Source organism: Streptomyces sp. NPDC005799 (genome assembly GCF_040630525.1).
In the GTDB taxonomy this organism is placed as follows: domain Bacteria; phylum Actinomycetota; class Actinomycetes; order Streptomycetales; family Streptomycetaceae; genus Streptomyces; species Streptomyces griseorubiginosus_B.
The window spans coordinates 32619-48335 of the sequence record NZ_JBEXXQ010000014.1 but is presented as its reverse complement, the minus strand read 5'-3'; the positions used below and the strand labels follow the sequence as shown (position 1 = coordinate 48335).

Annotated in this window: 14 protein-coding genes; 4 read left to right on the top strand and 10 right to left on the bottom strand. The window is 71.1% G+C overall.

Annotation, left to right across the window (positions count from 1 at the left end; translation table 11 throughout):
• Positions 1–131: 131 nt before the first annotated feature.
• Positions 132–878, top strand: a complete 747-nt coding sequence (locus ABZ453_RS15985; RefSeq protein WP_359015535.1) for a DUF6227 family protein — start codon at positions 132–134, stop codon at positions 876–878.
• 77 nt (positions 879–955) lie between these two features.
• On the opposite strand, the gene ABZ453_RS15980 is transcribed toward ABZ453_RS15985, so the two are convergent.
• The 5 genes from ABZ453_RS15980 to ABZ453_RS15960 all read right to left on the bottom strand — a co-directional run bounded on the left by ABZ453_RS15980 (position 956) and on the right by ABZ453_RS15960 (position 7552).
• Positions 956–1213 (bottom strand): hypothetical protein, encoded by a 258-nt coding sequence (locus ABZ453_RS15980; RefSeq protein ID WP_359015533.1) that lies wholly within the window; start codon positions 1211–1213, stop codon positions 956–958.
• 186 nt (positions 1214–1399) lie between these two features.
• Positions 1400–3562 carry a fructose-specific PTS transporter subunit EIIC gene (locus ABZ453_RS15975; protein ID WP_359015531.1) on the bottom strand — a complete coding sequence of 721 codons (2163 nt, stop codon included), beginning with the start codon at positions 3560–3562 and terminating at the stop codon, positions 1400–1402.
• A gap of 427 nt (positions 3563–3989) precedes the next feature.
• Entirely contained in the window at positions 3990–4937 is a 948-nt protein-coding gene (pfkB, locus tag ABZ453_RS15970; protein ID WP_359015530.1) for a 1-phosphofructokinase, read from the bottom strand.
• Positions 4934–5695: a DeoR/GlpR family DNA-binding transcription regulator gene (locus ABZ453_RS15965; protein ID WP_359015528.1), complete on the bottom strand. Its 762-nt coding sequence runs from the start codon at positions 5693–5695 to the stop codon at positions 4934–4936. Before ABZ453_RS15965 ends, pfkB begins: the two co-directional genes overlap by 4 nt.
• A gap of 255 nt (positions 5696–5950) precedes the next feature.
• Complete coding sequence (locus tag ABZ453_RS15960; RefSeq protein WP_359015526.1) at positions 5951–7552, bottom strand: MFS transporter; 1602 nt, start codon at positions 7550–7552, stop codon at positions 5951–5953.
• 62 nt (positions 7553–7614) lie between these two features.
• Between ABZ453_RS15960 and ABZ453_RS15955 the strand changes: the two genes are divergently transcribed.
• Positions 7615–8577, top strand: coding sequence for a YafY family protein (locus ABZ453_RS15955; RefSeq protein ID WP_359015524.1), 963 nt, complete (start codon positions 7615–7617; stop codon positions 8575–8577).
• Positions 8578–8622: 45 nt separating this feature from the next.
• Here ABZ453_RS15955 and ABZ453_RS15950 read toward each other — a convergent pair whose 3' ends face one another.
• Both ABZ453_RS15950 and ABZ453_RS15945 read right to left on the bottom strand, forming a co-directional pair.
• Positions 8623–9357 carry a helix-turn-helix domain-containing protein gene (locus tag ABZ453_RS15950; RefSeq protein WP_359015670.1) on the bottom strand — a complete coding sequence of 245 codons (735 nt, stop codon included), beginning with the start codon at positions 9355–9357 and terminating at the stop codon, positions 8623–8625.
• Positions 9358–9961: 604 nt separating this feature from the next.
• A complete protein-coding gene (locus ABZ453_RS15945) occupies positions 9962–10957 on the bottom strand; it encodes a sigma-70 family RNA polymerase sigma factor (protein ID WP_359015522.1) in 996 nt (331 codons plus the stop codon).
• Positions 10958–11157: 200 nt separating this feature from the next.
• Between ABZ453_RS15945 and ABZ453_RS15940 the strand changes: the two genes are divergently transcribed.
• A complete protein-coding gene (locus tag ABZ453_RS15940) occupies positions 11158–11676 on the top strand; it encodes a GNAT family N-acetyltransferase (protein WP_208785279.1) in 519 nt (172 codons plus the stop codon).
• An 82-nt stretch (positions 11677–11758) separates the two neighbouring features.
• Here ABZ453_RS15940 and ABZ453_RS15935 read toward each other — a convergent pair whose 3' ends face one another.
• Positions 11759–12550 carry a class III extradiol ring-cleavage dioxygenase gene (locus ABZ453_RS15935; RefSeq protein ID WP_359015519.1) on the bottom strand — a complete coding sequence of 264 codons (792 nt, stop codon included), beginning with the start codon at positions 12548–12550 and terminating at the stop codon, positions 11759–11761.
• 97 nt (positions 12551–12647) lie between these two features.
• On the opposite strand from ABZ453_RS15935, the gene ABZ453_RS15930 reads away from it, so the two are divergent.
• Positions 12648–13163, top strand: coding sequence for a MarR family transcriptional regulator (locus ABZ453_RS15930; protein WP_359015517.1), 516 nt, complete (start codon positions 12648–12650; stop codon positions 13161–13163).
• 107 nt (positions 13164–13270) lie between these two features.
• On the opposite strand, the gene ABZ453_RS15925 is transcribed toward ABZ453_RS15930, so the two are convergent.
• Entirely contained in the window at positions 13271–14812 is a 1542-nt protein-coding gene (locus tag ABZ453_RS15925) for an MFS transporter (protein ID WP_359015515.1), read from the bottom strand.
• 119 nt (positions 14813–14931) lie between these two features.
• A complete protein-coding gene (locus tag ABZ453_RS15920) occupies positions 14932–15585 on the bottom strand; it encodes a helix-turn-helix domain-containing protein (protein ID WP_359015513.1) in 654 nt (217 codons plus the stop codon).
• Between the last annotated feature and the right edge of the window lie 132 nt (positions 15586–15717).

The window sequence follows — 15717 nt, the reverse complement described above, 5'->3', positions numbered from 1 at the left end:
CCAAGCGGGAACTTCTCGCACGGCCCGCGCGTTTTCCCGGCGTACGTTTTCTCGGTTCCAGGACATGATGTCCGGCCGAGGGGCTACGGTATGCACCCACAAGGTGACATGCAGCAACGCCGGGAGAAACCTTGAGCGTTCCGTACGAGACCACTGCGTACGAACCACCCGAGTCGCCCGAGTCTCCGGAGGAGCACCTCGAGCGGCTCCTCGGTCGTGCCCTGAACTCCTTCGAGTTGCCGGACGACACCATACGGCGACTCGACTGCGCGCTGGCGTATGACACTTCGCTGCATTCGGCGCACCACAGTTCGGGGCTGCACCGGGAGACGTACCGGCACACCTGGCTGCTCGCCGACGGGTCGGCGCTCACCCTGTGGGAGCTCGTGCACAACACCGCGCCGGGCAGCGTCACGCAGCACGAGGTGTATGTGGACGAAGATGAGGTCCGCACCGCCACCGCCCGCCTGCCGCTGCCCCGGGACGCACCGGACTTCGAGCTGCCGGTGACCGTGCATCTGTCGCCGGTCCCCGCGCCCCGGCACGCGTACCTGCCGGACGACTCTGCGGACCACGCGCGCCGGCTCCTGCGCCGCGCGGAGAACGCGGACCGGCCAGGTGCGGAGACGGCGGCGTTACTGGCCACGGCGTTCGCGCACCAGATCACGCAGGCCTTCGGACGCCCTTGTCGGGCGGGCCGGGCCGGACTGTGCTTCTCGCTCTACGAGCACGCTTTCCTGCTGCGCGACGGCGCGGAGGTCTCCCTCTGGGAGGTCGAGCACACGGCGACGCCCGACGGGCGGCACATGTGCGAGGTGTACGTCACCGAGGACGCGGCGCGGGACGCCATGGAGCGGCGCGCGGCACGGGTTTCCTGAGCCCCGGCGCCGACGGCGCGTGCAGCGAGGCGCGCGGTCCCGGCGCGCGCCTCGGCGCCAGGCCGGCATCTCGCGCCTCAGTGTCCGTCGTTGAGCCGGCGTACGAGAACGGCGAACGCGTCTCGCTCCGCGGGGGTCAGTTCGACGGCCTCCAGGTGGGGACCGGCCTGACGCTGGGGCGGGAGGCCGTGCAGGGTGTCGTCCGCGCCCCACAGGCCGGCTCCGGAGCGGTAGCGGCGCAGGAGGCGGACCAGGCCGAAGCCCCAGACGACGGTGGCGAAGGCCAGCAGGGCCACGCCCAGCGACTGGAGGATCGAGACGTGCTCATCGGGCATGAGCCCAGTAGACACCACGGTCCGGGACTTCAGGCCTGTACCGTGATGTATCTCGCAGGTCACACAGGTGCGACACTTTCCCCTTAGGCGCCCCTACCAACTCACAGTGCGCCAAAGGGACATGGGTCGGCCGTGGCCCCTCCTAGGGGACCACGGCCGACCGCCACACGGAGTGCGGGGCGCTGGTTACGCCGCCACCGGCTGCTTCGCGTCGGCCGTCGCCGCAGCCGGATCGGCGGCGGTGCCGGGGCTCACGGCGCCGGGCGCCGGCTTGCGCATCCCCTTCAGGACCACGACCAGGGCGGTCGTGACACACACGCCGACCGCGATGGCGATCAGGTAGAGGAAGGGGTTGCCGATCAGCGGGACCACGAAGATGCCACCGTGCGGGGCGCGCAGGGTGGCGCTGAACGCCATCGACAGGGCGCCGGTGATCGCGCCGCCCACCATGGAGGAGGGGATGACGCGCAGCGGATCGGCCGCGGCGAACGGGATCGCGCCCTCGGAGATGAAGGAGGCGCCGAGGACCCAGGCGGCCTTGCCGTTCTCGCGCTCGGTCTCGGTGAAGAGCTTGCCGCGGACCGTCGTGGCCAGGGCCATCGCGAGCGGCGGGACCATGCCGGCGGCCATGACCGCGGCCATGATCTTCATGGCGGAGTCGCTCGGGCTGGAGACCGCGATGCCGGCGGTGGCAAAGGTGTAGGCGACCTTGTTGACGGGTCCGCCCAGGTCGAAGCACATCATCAGGCCGAGCAGGGCGCCGAGCAGGATGGCGTTGGAGCCGGAGAGGCTGTTCAGCCAGTCGGTCATGCCTTTCTGTGCGGAGGCGATGGGCTTGCCCACGACGACGAACATCAGGAACCCGACGATCGCCGAGGAGATCAGCGGGATCACCACCACCGGCATGATGCCGCGCAGCACCGCCGGTATGTTGATCCGCTGGATCGCCATCACCACACCGCCGGCGAGCAGACCGGCGACCAGGCCGCCGAGGAAACCCGCGTTGATCGTGGACGCGATCATGCCGCCCACGAACCCGGGGACGAGCCCTGGCCGGTCCGCCATGCCGTACGCGATGTAGCCGGCCAGGACCGGGACGAGGAAGCCGAAGGCGACGCCGCCGATCTGGAAGAGCAGGGCCGCCCAGCTGTCCGTCTGGGTCCACACGAAGTGGTCCATCACCGACGGTGCCGTCTTGATCTCGTAGCCGCCGATCGCGAACCCGAGGGCGATCAGCAGACCGCCCGCCGCGACGAACGGGACCATGTAACTCACGCCGGACATCAGCCACTTGCGCAACTTGGTGCCGTATCCCTCGCCGGCGTCGCCGGCGCGCTCGACCGGCGTGCCCCTGCCCGCGGGGGCGCCCGCGGGCAGCTCACCGCGCGCCGCCTTCCCGCGCACCTCGGAGATCAGCTCGCCGGGGCGGTTGATGCCGGCCTTCACGCCGACGTCGACGGTCGGCTTCCCGGCGAAGCGCTCCTTCTCGCGTACGGGCACGTCATGGGCGAAGATCACGCCGTCCGCGGCCGCGATGACCGCCGGATCGAGCCGGGTGAAGCCCGCTGAGCCCTGCGTCTCGACGACGACCTCGACGCCCGACTCGCGGCCCGCGTTCTCCAGCGACTCGGCCGCCATGTAGGTGTGGGCGATGCCGGTCGGGCAGGAGGTGACGGCGACGATGCGGAAGGGGCGCTCGTCGGCGGAGGGGGCGCCCGACGCCGGGGCGGAGGCGTCCTCGACGCTCGCGCCCGGCGCCGGGGCCGTGCTGTCCGTGGCGGCGTCGGCGGAGGCCGCCACCGACGACGCCACGGAGTCTGTGGAGGCGCCCTGAGCGGCGCTCGCGGCGCCCTTCGCACCCTCCGACGCGCTGCCCGCGCCACTCGCGCCCTCGGCGTCCGTCGCCGGCGCGTCCCCGCGGATCAGCGCAGCCGCGGCCGCCGCGTCCCCCACCGACCGCAGCGCGCCGGTGAACTCGGCGTTCATCAGCTGGCGGGCCAGCGACGACAGAATGGTCAGGTGGGCGTCGTCGGCACCGGCCGGCGCCGCTATCAGGAAGATCAGGTCGGCGGGGCCGTCCGGCGCGCCGAAGTCGACGCCGGCGGCGCTGCGGCCGAAGGCGAGCGTCGGCTCGGTGACGTGCTCGCTGCGGCAGTGCGGGATGCCGATGCCGCCGTCGAGGCCGGTCGGCATCTGTGCCTCGCGGGCGGCCACGTCGGCGAGGAAGCCCTCCAGGTCGGTCACCCGGCCCAGGGCCACCATGCGCTCCGCGAGGGCGCGCGCCGCCGCTTCCTTGGTGTCGGCGGACAGGTCGAGATCGACCAGGTCCGCGGTGATCATGTCGCTCATCGCGGGCTCCTTAGCACGCGTATCGCCCGGGGAATGGGGTGGGCGGGGGTGGGGACGGGGGTTTTGTGGGAGGTGGGGAGGATATCGGTGCCGATGGAGGCGGGGCCGGGGAAACGCCGCCTTCTCAGGGCGGCAGGACGGTTCAGGTGCCCCTGCCTCCCGTCGTTCGTGGCGAGTAACGGGGAGCCTCGCCGTTCGAGAGCCGGATCGGGGAACGCCATGGCCGGTGCTGCAGTGGACGACGCGGTGATCAAGCGGGCGGCGTGCGGCACCGTCTCACGCGCCACACCGCGCACCACACCGAGCGCCGTCCCGTGCGCCACACTGAGCGCCCTCCCGCGCGCGACGCCGAGCACCGTCCCGCGCGTCACACCGAGCGCCGCCCCGTGCGCCACACCGAGCGCCGTCCCGGGCGTCGTACACACGCTCATGACACCGGCTCCGTCAGCGCGCGGTCCATCGGTACCTCGGTCGTCACCGTGACCGCTGCCGGGTTCAGGTCGGACGGGGTCGGCATGACGCTGCCCGGTAGCCGGACAGCCGCCGCGCCGTGGGCCACCGCCGAGGCGAGGGCCTTCGGGCCGCTGCCGCCGGCGATCAGGAAGCCGGCCAGGGACGAGTCACCGGCGCCCACGTTGCTGCGGACGGCGTCCACGCGTGCGCTGCCGAACCAGGCGCCCGCGCCGTCCACAAGCAGCTGCCCGTCGGCGCCCAGGCTCGCGAGCACGGCGCGCGCGCCCATCTCGCGCAACTCCTCGGCCGCCTTCACCGCGTCGCCCACCGTCGCGAGGGGGCGCCCGATCGCTTCCGCGAGCTCCTCGGCGTTCGGCTTCACCACGTCGGGCCGCTCGCGCAGCGCCTCCAGGAGCGCGCGCCCCGAGGTGTCCAGGGCGATCCGCGCGCCCCCGGCGTGCGCCCGCGCGACGACGTCGGCGTACCACGCCGGCGCGAGCCCACGTGGAAGGCTCCCGCAGCAGGCGATCCAGTCCGCGTCCCGGGACTGTGCGCGCACCGTCTCCAGGAGCAGTTCCTGCTCCTCCGCGGACAGCTCCGGACCCGGCGCGTTGATCTTGGTCAGTACCCCGTCCGCCTCCGCCAGCGCGATGTTGGAGCGGGTGGCTCCGGCGACCGGGACCGGCGCGACCTCGATGCCCTGCGCGTCGAGCAGGTCCGCGACGAGCGCTCCCGGCGCACCACCCAGGGGCAGGACAGCCACCGTGCGCTGTCCGGCGGCCGCGACGGCGCGCGAGACGTTCACGCCCTTGCCGCCGGGGTCCATGCGTTCGCCGGTGGCGCGGATGACCTCTCCGCGCTCCAGGGAGGGGACCTCGTAGGTGCGGTCGAGGGAGGGGTTGGGGGTGACGGTGAGGATCATGCGCGCACTACTTCCGTGCCGCCGCGCTCGATGGCGACGGCGTCGTCTTGGCTCAGCCCGCTGTCGGTGATCAGCAGGTCCACGTCGCTCAGGTCGCCGAAGCGGGCGAAGTGCTCCTGGCCGTGCTTGGAGGAGTCGGCGAGCAGCACCACGCGGCGGGCTGCGGCGACGGCCGCGCGCTTGACCGCGGCCTCGGCGAGGTCGGGGGTGGTCAGGCCGTGGTCGGCGGAGAATCCGTTGGCCGCGACGAAGAGGACGTCCGCCCGGATCTCGCCGTAGGCGCGCAGCGCCCAGGCGTCCACGGCGGCGCGCGTACGGTGCCGTACGCGCCCCCCGACCAGATGGAGCTGGATGCCGGGGTGGTCCGCGAGGCGGGCCGCGATGGGGAGGCTGTGGGTGACGACGGTGAGGGACGACTCCAGCGGGAGGGCTGCCGCGAGGCGGGCCACCGTCGTACCGGCGTCGAGGATCAGGGTGCCCTCGGTCGGCAGTTCCGCGACGGCGGCCTTGGCGATGCGGTCCTTCTCGTCGATGAAGGTCCCCTCGCGTTCGGCGAGGTCCGGTTCGAAGTCGAGACGTCCGGCCGGGATGGCACCGCCGTGCACGCGGCGGACCAGGCCGGCGCGGTCGAGGGCCTTCAGGTCCCGGCGGATCGTCTCCGCCGTCACCTGGAACTCCTCGGCCAGCGACACGACGTCCACCCGGCCGCCGTCACGGGCGAGCCGGAGGATCTCCTGCTGCCGCTCCGGTGCGTACATGTCCGTTCCCCTCCGGTCCGAGTACCCGTTGACCCCGGTGACCCGATGTCCGACCGTTTCCGATTGATGCCCGAACTTGTGGCTTCACTCGGGAGGCTACGCCCGGATTTCCGGAAAGTAAACAGTTTCGGGCACCAGCCGGACACATACGGGCACCCCCGGCCCGAGGGGACGCCGGGGGCGGCACGGCGAAGGCCCGCCCCCGCGATGCGAGGACGGGCCCTGACGATCGGTCCGACCTGGGGCGACGCCCCCTCACCCGACCAGCGACGGCTGCTGTTCCTCCGACTGCCCCGACCTGAGCCCGGCACCGCCACCACCATCACCGCCGTCACCGCCGTCAACATCAGCGACATCAGCGACATCAGCGACATCGTCCGCCCCCTCCACATGCTGCGCCGGCCGCTTCGGCAGCGCGAACATCAGGGTGAAGATCAGCCCCATGACCACCGCCACCCACACCAGCGCGTGCTGGAAGGCGTTCACGAAGGCCGGGCCCACCTGGGTCCGGGTCAGCCGGTCGCCGATCTCGCCGAAGAAGACCACCGACACGAGTCCGAGTCCGAGCGCGTTCCCCATCTGCTGGACCGTGTTGATCAGGCCCGACGCCGATCCCGCGTGCTCGCGCGGCACCTCGGACAGCACCGCGTCCGTCAGCGGAGCGACGATCAGGCCCATGCCGACGCCCATCACGACCAGCGGAAGGGCCATCTGCCAGGAGGCGATGCCGAGGCCGTACCGGTCGGACTCGGCGATGTAGAGCAGCACACCCAGGGCCATCAGCAGCGCGCCCGTCTGGAGCACCTTGCGACCGAACCGCGGGACCAGCTGCTGCACGGACAGCCCCGCCGCCGTGGAGACGGCGATCGAGAAAGGCACTCCGGTCAGCCCGGCCCGCAGCGGGCTCCACCCCAGGCCGATCTGCATGTACAGCGTCCACACCAGGAAGAACACACCGAGCGCGACCCCGAAGACCGTCTGCACCGCGATCCCCGCCGCGAAACTCTTCACCCGGAACAGGGAGAGTTCGATCAGCGGCGAACCGTCCCGTGCCGCCTTCCGGCGCTCGTACGCCACCAGCGCCCCGAACACCACGATCGCGCCCGCCATCGAGCCGTAGCCCCACAGCGGCCAGCCCAGCTCGCGGCCACGGGTCAGCGGGTAGAGCAACATCAGCAGGCCCAGTGTCACCAGCCCGACGCCCACGAGGTCCAGCTTCAGCGCGCGCGGGGCCCTGGACTCGGTGATGAAGCGGCTGCCGAGGACGAGCCCCGCGATGCCGACGGGCAGGTTGATGAGGAAGATGGGGCGCCATTCGAGGCCGAACAGGTTCCACTCGGTCAGCAGGGCGCCGAGCAGGGGGCCGGTCACGGCGCCCAGGCCGACGACCGCGCCGAACAGACCGAACACCTTGCCGCGCTCATGGGCCGGGAAGGTCGCGTGCACGATCGAGAGGACCTGCGGGACCATCATCGCCGCCATGCCGCCCTGCATGATCCGTGAGACGACCAGCATCTCCGGGTTCGCGGCGAAGCCGCACAGCGCCGAGGCGAGCGTGAAACCGCCGATACCGACCAGGAACAGTCGTTTACGGCCGTGAATGTCACCCAGGCGACCACCCGTGATCAGCCCGGCGGCGAAGGCCAGTGCGTAGCCGGCCGTTATCCACTGGATCTGGCTGAAGGAGGCGCCCGCTTCCCGCTGGATGGACGGGATCGCGATGTTGACGATCGTGACGTCGACGAGGTCCATGAAGGCGGCGGTCATCACGATCGCGAGCGCGAACCAGCGACGCCGGTCCGTTACGACGGCCGTACTCACGTCGGAACTCACGTCAGGTGTTTCGGTGGAGGTCATACCGTGAAGCTACGACCCCTATAGGTCAGATCCTGTCCTAGTGGTACGGCATCCTCGAACTCATGACGACGGACACCCCGGCACGACTGCTGCAGCTCCTCTCCCTCCTCCAGACGCCCCGCGAATGGCCCGGCGGCGAGCTCGCGGACCGGCTCGGGGTCTCCCGGCGCACGGTACGGCGCGACATCGAACGGCTGCGCGAGCTGGGTTATCCCGTGCAGGCCACGATGGGTGCGGACGGCGGCTACCGGCTGATCGCGGGGAAGGCGATGCCGCCGCTCGTGCTCGACGACGAGGAGGCGGTGGCCATCGCGGTCGGTCTGCGCGCGGGCGCCGGGCACGCGCTGGAGGGGGTGGACGAGGCGTCCGTACGGGCGCTGGCCAAGCTGGAACAGGTACTGCCCTCGCGCCTGCGGCACCGCGTCTCCACGCTCCAGGCCGCGACCACGCCGCTGACCAGCGGGGACGGGGCGAGCATCGCGCCCGAGACGCTGACCGTGATGGCGTCCACGGTGGCGGGTCGGGAACGGCTGCGGTTCGCCTACCGGGCGAAGGACGGCACCGAGACGCGGCGGGTGACGGAGCCGTACCGGCTCGTCTCCGCCGGGCGGCGGTGGTACCTCGTCGCGTACGACCTCGATCGCGCCGACTGGCGGACCTTCCGGGTCGACCGGGTGAGCGAGCCGTTCGCGACCGGCGCGCGGTTCGCTCCGCGGGAGCTGCCGACGGGGAGCGCGGCCGAGTATCTGCGCCGCTCCATGCAACGGCAGCAGGAGTCCTACGACTTCGAGGTCACCTTCGCCGCGCCGGCGGAGGTCGCCGCAGCTAAGCTGCCGACGTGGCTGGGCACGCCGGAGCCGCTGGACTCGGGGTCCTGCCGACTGCGGGCCACGGTGAGCGACGCGATCGAGTGGACGGCGGTCCGGCTGGTCCTGACGGGTCTTGAGTTCACGGTCCGGGAGCCTGCGGAACTCGTGGAGTGCGTACGGGAGTTGGGGGGCCGGTTGTTGAGAGCGGCAGGCTAGCCCCAGGCCCCTCAAGCCCCTCAAGCCCCTCAAGCCCCCGAGGCCCTAGCCGGGCTCCTCCGTGAACTCCGTGAACTCCGTGAAGTCCCTCCACGGGAAGTCCCGTAGTGCATCGAGGTTTCTCAGTGCCATCGCCGCCGGTCCGTTCGGGCCCGTGGTCGGGGCGTCGCTCGCCGCCCAAGCCTCCACGGCCACCCGCACCGCGGCACCGGCCACCGCTGCGGCGAACCGCAGTCGCGGAGACATACCGGAAGCCGTGCCCGGGGACGTACCAGAAGCCGTGCGCGGGGACGCACCAGAGGCCGTGCCCGGCGACGCACCAGAAGCCGTGCCCGGGGACGCACCAGAGGCCGTGCCAACGTTGTCCAAAGCGTCCAAGGCGCCGAGCCTCCTCGCCAGCGCCTCCCCCAGCCTGCCCTCCGAGTCGCTGCACACCTCCGCCCAGACCTTCCCCAGGGCCGGGCTCGTGTCGGTGAGGCGGATGAGGGTGCGGACCAGTTCCCAGGAGGACGCGGAGACGCCGGCGCCCGGGGTGAAGGTGTGGCGGGCCGCGTGTTCGAGGGCCTGGGGGACGGAGAGGTGGGCGGGGGCCTCGGTGACCGCCTCCACCCAGCGGTGGGCGCCGGCCGCGTAGAGAGGAGCGACGGCCTCCTCCTTGGTGGCGAAGTAGCGGTAGAACGTGCGCGGCGCGACCCCGGCGGCCTGGGCGATGTCCTCGGCGCGGGTGGCGCGCAGGCCCTGTCTCACGAACAGTCCGGCCGCCGCTCGGGCGATCTCCATCCTGGTGGCCGCCTTGCGCCGTTCGGTGAGGGTGGCGGGGGCCTGCGGGAAGGTTCCACGGGAGTTCGAGGAGGGGGTGGGGCTGCTCACACCGGCAGGCTATGCCGATGTGGCACAATCTGCCATCCGGCGGGCCACCCCGGGGTTCAGGTCCGGGGTGCCCCGCCTCCCAGCATGCCCGGCCCCGCCGCCCGCACTCCAGCAGGCCCCCGGCCGAGAGCCACGTCCCCCACCCCCACGTACCTCCCCCGGCCCCGTCACCGCTCGGGTCGCAAAAAGAGCCGGGCTCCGGCGCCCGGGGGGGGGGCGCCGGAGCCCGGCTTGGGAAGGTCCCGGCGCCGGGGGGGTGTTGCGTCGGGACTTGGTTCTTGGATCCGGCCGGAAGACACGGACTGCTGACGAATCACGCTCGACGACTCACGGCTACGGTGTCGAACTTCCGTGCCCTGAAGTCTTGTTCCCGCGAGCTGAGGCGTTGAAGCGGTCTGACTCCGCCAGGTTTGCGCGGTCTTGAGCCACCCGGCGCACGCGGTCCGCGACCGTCGTACGCCGAGCGACTCCGTCGCGCACGGAATCCCCTGGCGGCCGCGGGCCCCGCCTCGGCCTACGCGGCCGCTTCGAAGCCCGTGTCGCGGGCCAGCTTCTTCAGTTCCAGGAGGGCGTGCTTCTCGATCTGCCGGATGCGCTCGCGGGTGAGACCGTGCTCCTTGCCGACCTCCGTCAGCGTGCGCTCGCGGCCGTCCTCGATGCCGTACCGCATCTTGATGATGGACGCCGTGCGCGGGTCCAGGCGGCCGATGAGGTCGTCCAGTTCCTCGCTGCGGAGCAGGGTCAGGACCGACTGCTCGGGGGAGACCGCCGAGGTGTCCTCGAGCAGGTCGCCGAACTGGGTCTCGCCCTCGTCGTCCACCGACATGTTCAGCGAGACCGGGTCACGGGCCCAGTCCAGGACGTCCGAGACGCGCTCCGGTGTCGAGCCGAGCTCGGCGGCGATCTCCGCCGGCTCCGGGTCGCGGCCGTTCTCCCGGTTGAACTCGCGCTGCACCCGCCGGATCCGGCCCAGCTCCTCCACCAGGTGGACGGGCAGCCGGATGGTGCGGGACTGGTCGGCGATCGAGCGCGTGATGGCCTGGCGGATCCACCAGGTCGCGTACGTCGAGAACTTGAAGCCCTTGCGGTAGTCGAACTTCTCCACCGCGCGGACCAGACCGGCGTTGCCCTCCTGGATCAGGTCCAGCAGGGGCAGGCCGCTGCGGGGGTAGCGCCGCGCCACGGCCACGACCAGGCGGAGATTGGAGCGGATGAAGATGTCCTTGGCCCGCTCCCCCTCGGCGAACAGGGCCTCGAGCTCCTCACGGGAGGCGTCGGCCTTGGACTCCTCGTACCCGTCGAGAACCTGTCGCGCGAACACACCCGCCTCGATGATCTGGGACAGCTCGACTTCCTTGGCGGCATCGAGCAGCGGTGTGCGCGCTATCTCGTCGAGGTACATGCCGACCAGGTCGCGGTCTGCGATCTCGCCGCCATGTGCGCGAACACTGCTTGCCGTGTCGGTCTCGCCGGTGGCGGACTGACGACGGGCGACGGCACGGGTTGCCATGCGTGCTCCCTTGCAATGGTGGGCTGGCGGGTGTTGGTCCTTCTCAGACGCCGGGCACTCGTCGTTGAGTAACGCTCAGCACCTTTGTCGGGTGCCCTGCATCTGACCGGAACAACGACTGGAAACCGGACAGAATTCCCAACCCGACCCTCCGATTTTCTGATCATGCAGTACCCTGTGCGGCCACACGAGGAGGCAGGATGCCGACGGAGCGTGGAGAGGTGCAGGTCAGGCCGGGAGTCGAGGCGGACCTCCAGGCCCTCACCGACCTCTACAACCACTACGTCCGTGAGACGTCCATCACATTCGATACCGCCGTTTTCACTGCTCAGGAGCGCCGCCCGTGGCTGCTCTCCCACCCTGAAGACGGACCGCATCGCCTGAAGGTTGCCGCAGACGCGGACACACAGGAAATTCTGGGCTACGCCACATCCAGCCCTTACCGCGCCAAGCCCGCCTACGAGACCTCGGTGGAGGTCACGGTCTACGTCGCCCCGCACGCGGGCCGGCGCGGCATCGGCACACTGCTCTACAAGGCCCTGTTCGAGGACCTGGCGGGCGAGGACGTGCACCGCGCCTACGCGGGCATCGCGCAACCCAACGAAGCGTCCACGCGGCTGCATGAACGCTTCGGTTTCCGGTATGTCGGCACGTACCGCGAGGTGGGCCGGAAGTTCGGCCGCTACTGGGACGTGGCCTGGTACGAGAAGGAGCTGTAGCCCCCGGAGCCGTGGCCCGGAGCCGTGGCCCGGAGCCGCAGTCCCCGAAGCCGTGGCCCGAAGCTGCGGTCCCCGAAGGACCTCAGCCGAACTGCACCGACCGCTTCGCCATCCCCAACCAGAAGCCCTCGATCACCGACTTCTGCGCGTCCAGCTCGCCACCGGCCTCCGCCGCGCCCATCGTGACGAACAGCGGGGCGAAGTGCTCGGTGCGCGGGTGGGCGTAGCGGCCGGCCGGGGCCTTGTCGAGGAAGTCCAGCAGGCTGTCCCAGTCACGGTTCTCCAGCGCCCGGTGTCCCCAGTCGTCGAACTCCGAGGACCAGCTCGGCACGCCGTTCCCGGCGTACCGCAGGGCGGCCAGGTTGTGGGTGAAGAAGCCGGAGCCGACGATCAGCACGCCCTCGTCGCGCAGCGGCGCCAGTTTGCGGCCGATCTCCATGAGCCGGACCGGGTCGAGGGTCGGCATGGAGATCTGCAGGACCGGGATGTCGGCTGCCGGGAACATCTCGACGAGCGGGACGTAGGCGCCGTGGTCGAGGCCGCGGTCGGGGATGTCCTGGACGGGCGTGCCGGGCGCGCGCAGCAGCTTGCGGACGGACTCGGCGAGTTCGGGGGCGCCCGGGGCCTCGTAGGTCACCTGGTAGTAGTGCTCGGGGAAGCCCCAGAAGTCGTAGACGAGCGGGACCGTGTGCACCGCGCCGAGGGCGAGGGGGGCCTCCTCCCAGTGGGCGGAGACCATCAGGATCGCCTTGGGGCGGGGCAGGTCGGCGGACCAGGCGGCGAGCTGGCCCGGCCAGACCGGGTCGTCCGCGAGCGGCGGGGCGCCGTGGCTCAGGTAGAGGGCGGGCATGCGCTCCCTGGTGACGGCGGACATGGCGGCGACTCCCTGGTAGTTGAAATCTAAAACTCTATGAAACGAGCGTACGCCGGTTTTGTTTAATTTTCAAGGAGGAGTCTCGTACAGTAGATGCATGAATACGGCACCCGCATCCGCCAACGAGACCGAGACCCGCTGGCTCACCCCCGAGGAACAACGCGTCTGGCGCTCCTATCTGCACGCCACCACGCTCCTCGAGGACCATCTCGACCGCCAGCTCCAGCGCGACGCGGGCATGCCGCACATCTACTACGGCCTGCTGGTCGGCCTCGCCGAGGCCCCGAGCAGCCGGCTGCGGATGACGGAGCTGGCGATGAAGGCGAAGATCACCCGCTCCCGGCTCTCGCACGCCATCGCGCGCCTGGAGAAGAACGGCTGGGTGCGCCGCGAGGACTGCCCCTCCGACAAGCGGGGCCAGTTCGCGGTGCTCACCCCGCAGGGCCACGAGGTGCTCGACCGCACCGCGCCGGGCCATGTGACGGCCGTTCGGCAGGCGGTGTTCGAGCGGCTGACCCCCGAACAGCAGCAGGCCCTCGGCGAGATCATGCAGATCGTCGCCGAGGGCCTGCAGCCCGACGAGGCGGGCGCGGATCTGCCCTGGCTCCGCTGAGCCGCTCACTCAGCGAGACCAGGGCAGATCCCGGGGCCGTACGCGGGGGGCGTCCCCTTCCTCCCGCGTACGGAGGTTTCCGAAGGGGTACGGCCGTACGAGCGCCGTCAGTGGGCGATCACCGGGACGGCCAGCTCGTCCTCGGCGCCCTCCTCGGAGCCGGTGACGGTGGTCGAGCCGGGGGTGCCGGTGTTGACCAGGGTCACCACGATCACCGCGGCGAGCACCAGCATGCCGACGGCGAACCAGATGGCGTTGGTGTAGCCGTGCACCTGGCCCTGCAGGGCCACCAGCTGCTGCTGGGACTTGGAGCTCGCGCCGGCGATGTGGTCCTTGATGTACGACGTCGTCGCGGAGGCGGCGATCGTGTTCAGCAGGGCCGTACCGATCGCGCCGCCCACCTGCTGCGAGGTGTTGACCATCGCGGAGGCGACACCGGCGTCCCGGGGCTCGACACCGAGCGTGGCCAGGGACATGGCCGGCATGAACGCCGTACCCATGCCGAGACCGAGCAGCAGCATCGCGGGCAGGATCGTCGAGGCGTACGAGGAGCCGATCTCCAGCTGCGTCATCAGCAGCATGCCGACCGCGGCGACCAGGAAGCCGGGGCCCATCAGGGCACGGGCCGGGACCCGGGTCATCAGCCGGGTGCCGATCTGGGTGGAGCCGACCATCATGCCGGCGATCATCGGCAGGAAGGCGAAGCCCGTCTTGATCGGCGAGAAGCCCTTCACGACCTGCAGGTAGTAGGTCAGGAAGAGGAAGGTGCCGAACATCGCGATGATGGCGATGCCGAGCGAGAGGTAGATGCCGCCGCGGTTGCGGTCGGTGACCACGCGCAGGGGCAGCAGCGGGGCCTTGACGCGGGCCTCGGTGACGACGAAGGCCAGCAGCAGGACCGCGGAGGCGACGAACAGGCCGACGGTCATGGAGTCGCTCCAGCCGTCGGACTCGGCGCGGGTGAAGCCGTACACCAGCGCGACCAGGCCGAGGGTGGAGAGCAGGACGCCGGGGATGTCGAGCGGGTTGCGGTTGCGGCCGCCCTCCGGCTCACGGATGACGAAGTAGGCGCCGAGCGCGGCGACGATGGCGAAGGGGATGTTCACGAAGAACGTCCAGCGCCAGTCCAGGTACTCGGTCAGCACGCCGCCGAGGATGAAGCCGACGGCGCCGCCGCCACCGGCGATCGCGCCGTAGATGCCGAAGGCCTTGGCGCGCTCCTTGGCGTCCGTGAACATCACGGCGAGCAGGGAGAGCGCGGCGGGGGCGAGCATGGCGCCGAAGACGCCCTGGAGGGCACGGGCGCCGAACATCATGGCGCCGGTGGTGGCCGCTCCGCCGAGCGCGGAGGCGGCGGCGAAGCCGGTCAGGCCGATGACGAAGGCGCGCTTGCGGCCCCACAGGTCGGCTATGCGGCCGCCGAACAGCAGCAGGCCGCCGAAGGCGAGCGCGTAGGCCGTGACGACCCACTGCCGGTTGCCGTCGGAGATGCCCAGGTCCTGCTGGGCCGAGGGCAGCGCGATGTTCACGATGGTGGCGTCGAGGACGACCATCAGCTGGGCGAGCGCGATGAAGACGAGCGCCTTCCAGCGGTTGGAGTCGGGAGCACCGACGGTGCTTCCTGGAGCCTTTGAGGCTGTGTCAGACATGGGGGTACCCACTTCGGGACTTCGTGGCGGAAAAACGGAGACGAAGGCTGACGGCCCGTCGTCGTCGACGGCCGCACTGCTCGGAGACTGGGACTGGTGTGGAGCGCTGAACTAATCGGTCAGGGCCGGCGCAGATCCTCCATGGTGGCGGCCGTGCCCGGCAGGACCGAGCGGGCCGGGGCCCGCAGTCCGTCCAGGAACAGCTGCAGATGACGGTGGACGAAGCGGTCTCCGCTGAGGCAGTCCACGCCGGCCGGGGGCCGGCTGAGCTGGGCGACGGCGAGCATCAGTTCGCCGACGCCGACATCGGGGCGGAGCCGGCCGGCCTTCCTGGCACGGTCCATGACCTCTCCGATGATCTGCTCGCACCGCTCACGCGCCGCTTCGAGATCGGGATGGTTCTTGTCGAAGGTGCTGGAGACCATCGGGCACAGCGCGCTGACCCGCTCGTCGGCGGACGCGTGCACGAATCGCTCCAGCGCCTCGAAGGCGTCCCCGGCCTCGGCGAGTGCCTGCTCGGCCGCCTCCGACGTCCGGTCCATGACGGAGCAGACGACCTCGCGGACGAGCGCGTCGCGATCGGGGAAGTTGCGGTACACCGTGGCGTTGCCGACGCCGGCCCGGCGGGCGATCTCATCGAGCGGCACGTCGGGGCCGTACTCGGTGAACATCTCGCGGGCGGCGCTGACGATCCGCTCCCGATTGCGCACGGCGTCGGCGCGGGGCCTGGTCACCTTGCGCTGTGCGGGCTGCGCGGTCGTCGTGGCGGTCACGGCGTCCTCCTCGGTTCTGGGGCCCGTCGACGGGCTCTCGGGTCAACGGGCGGTGCGATCCGGGGAAGGGCTCCCCGTTTCGCTCGGACGCATGGTTAAACGGGGAAGGTGTCCCCGGTTATTTCCCGCCCG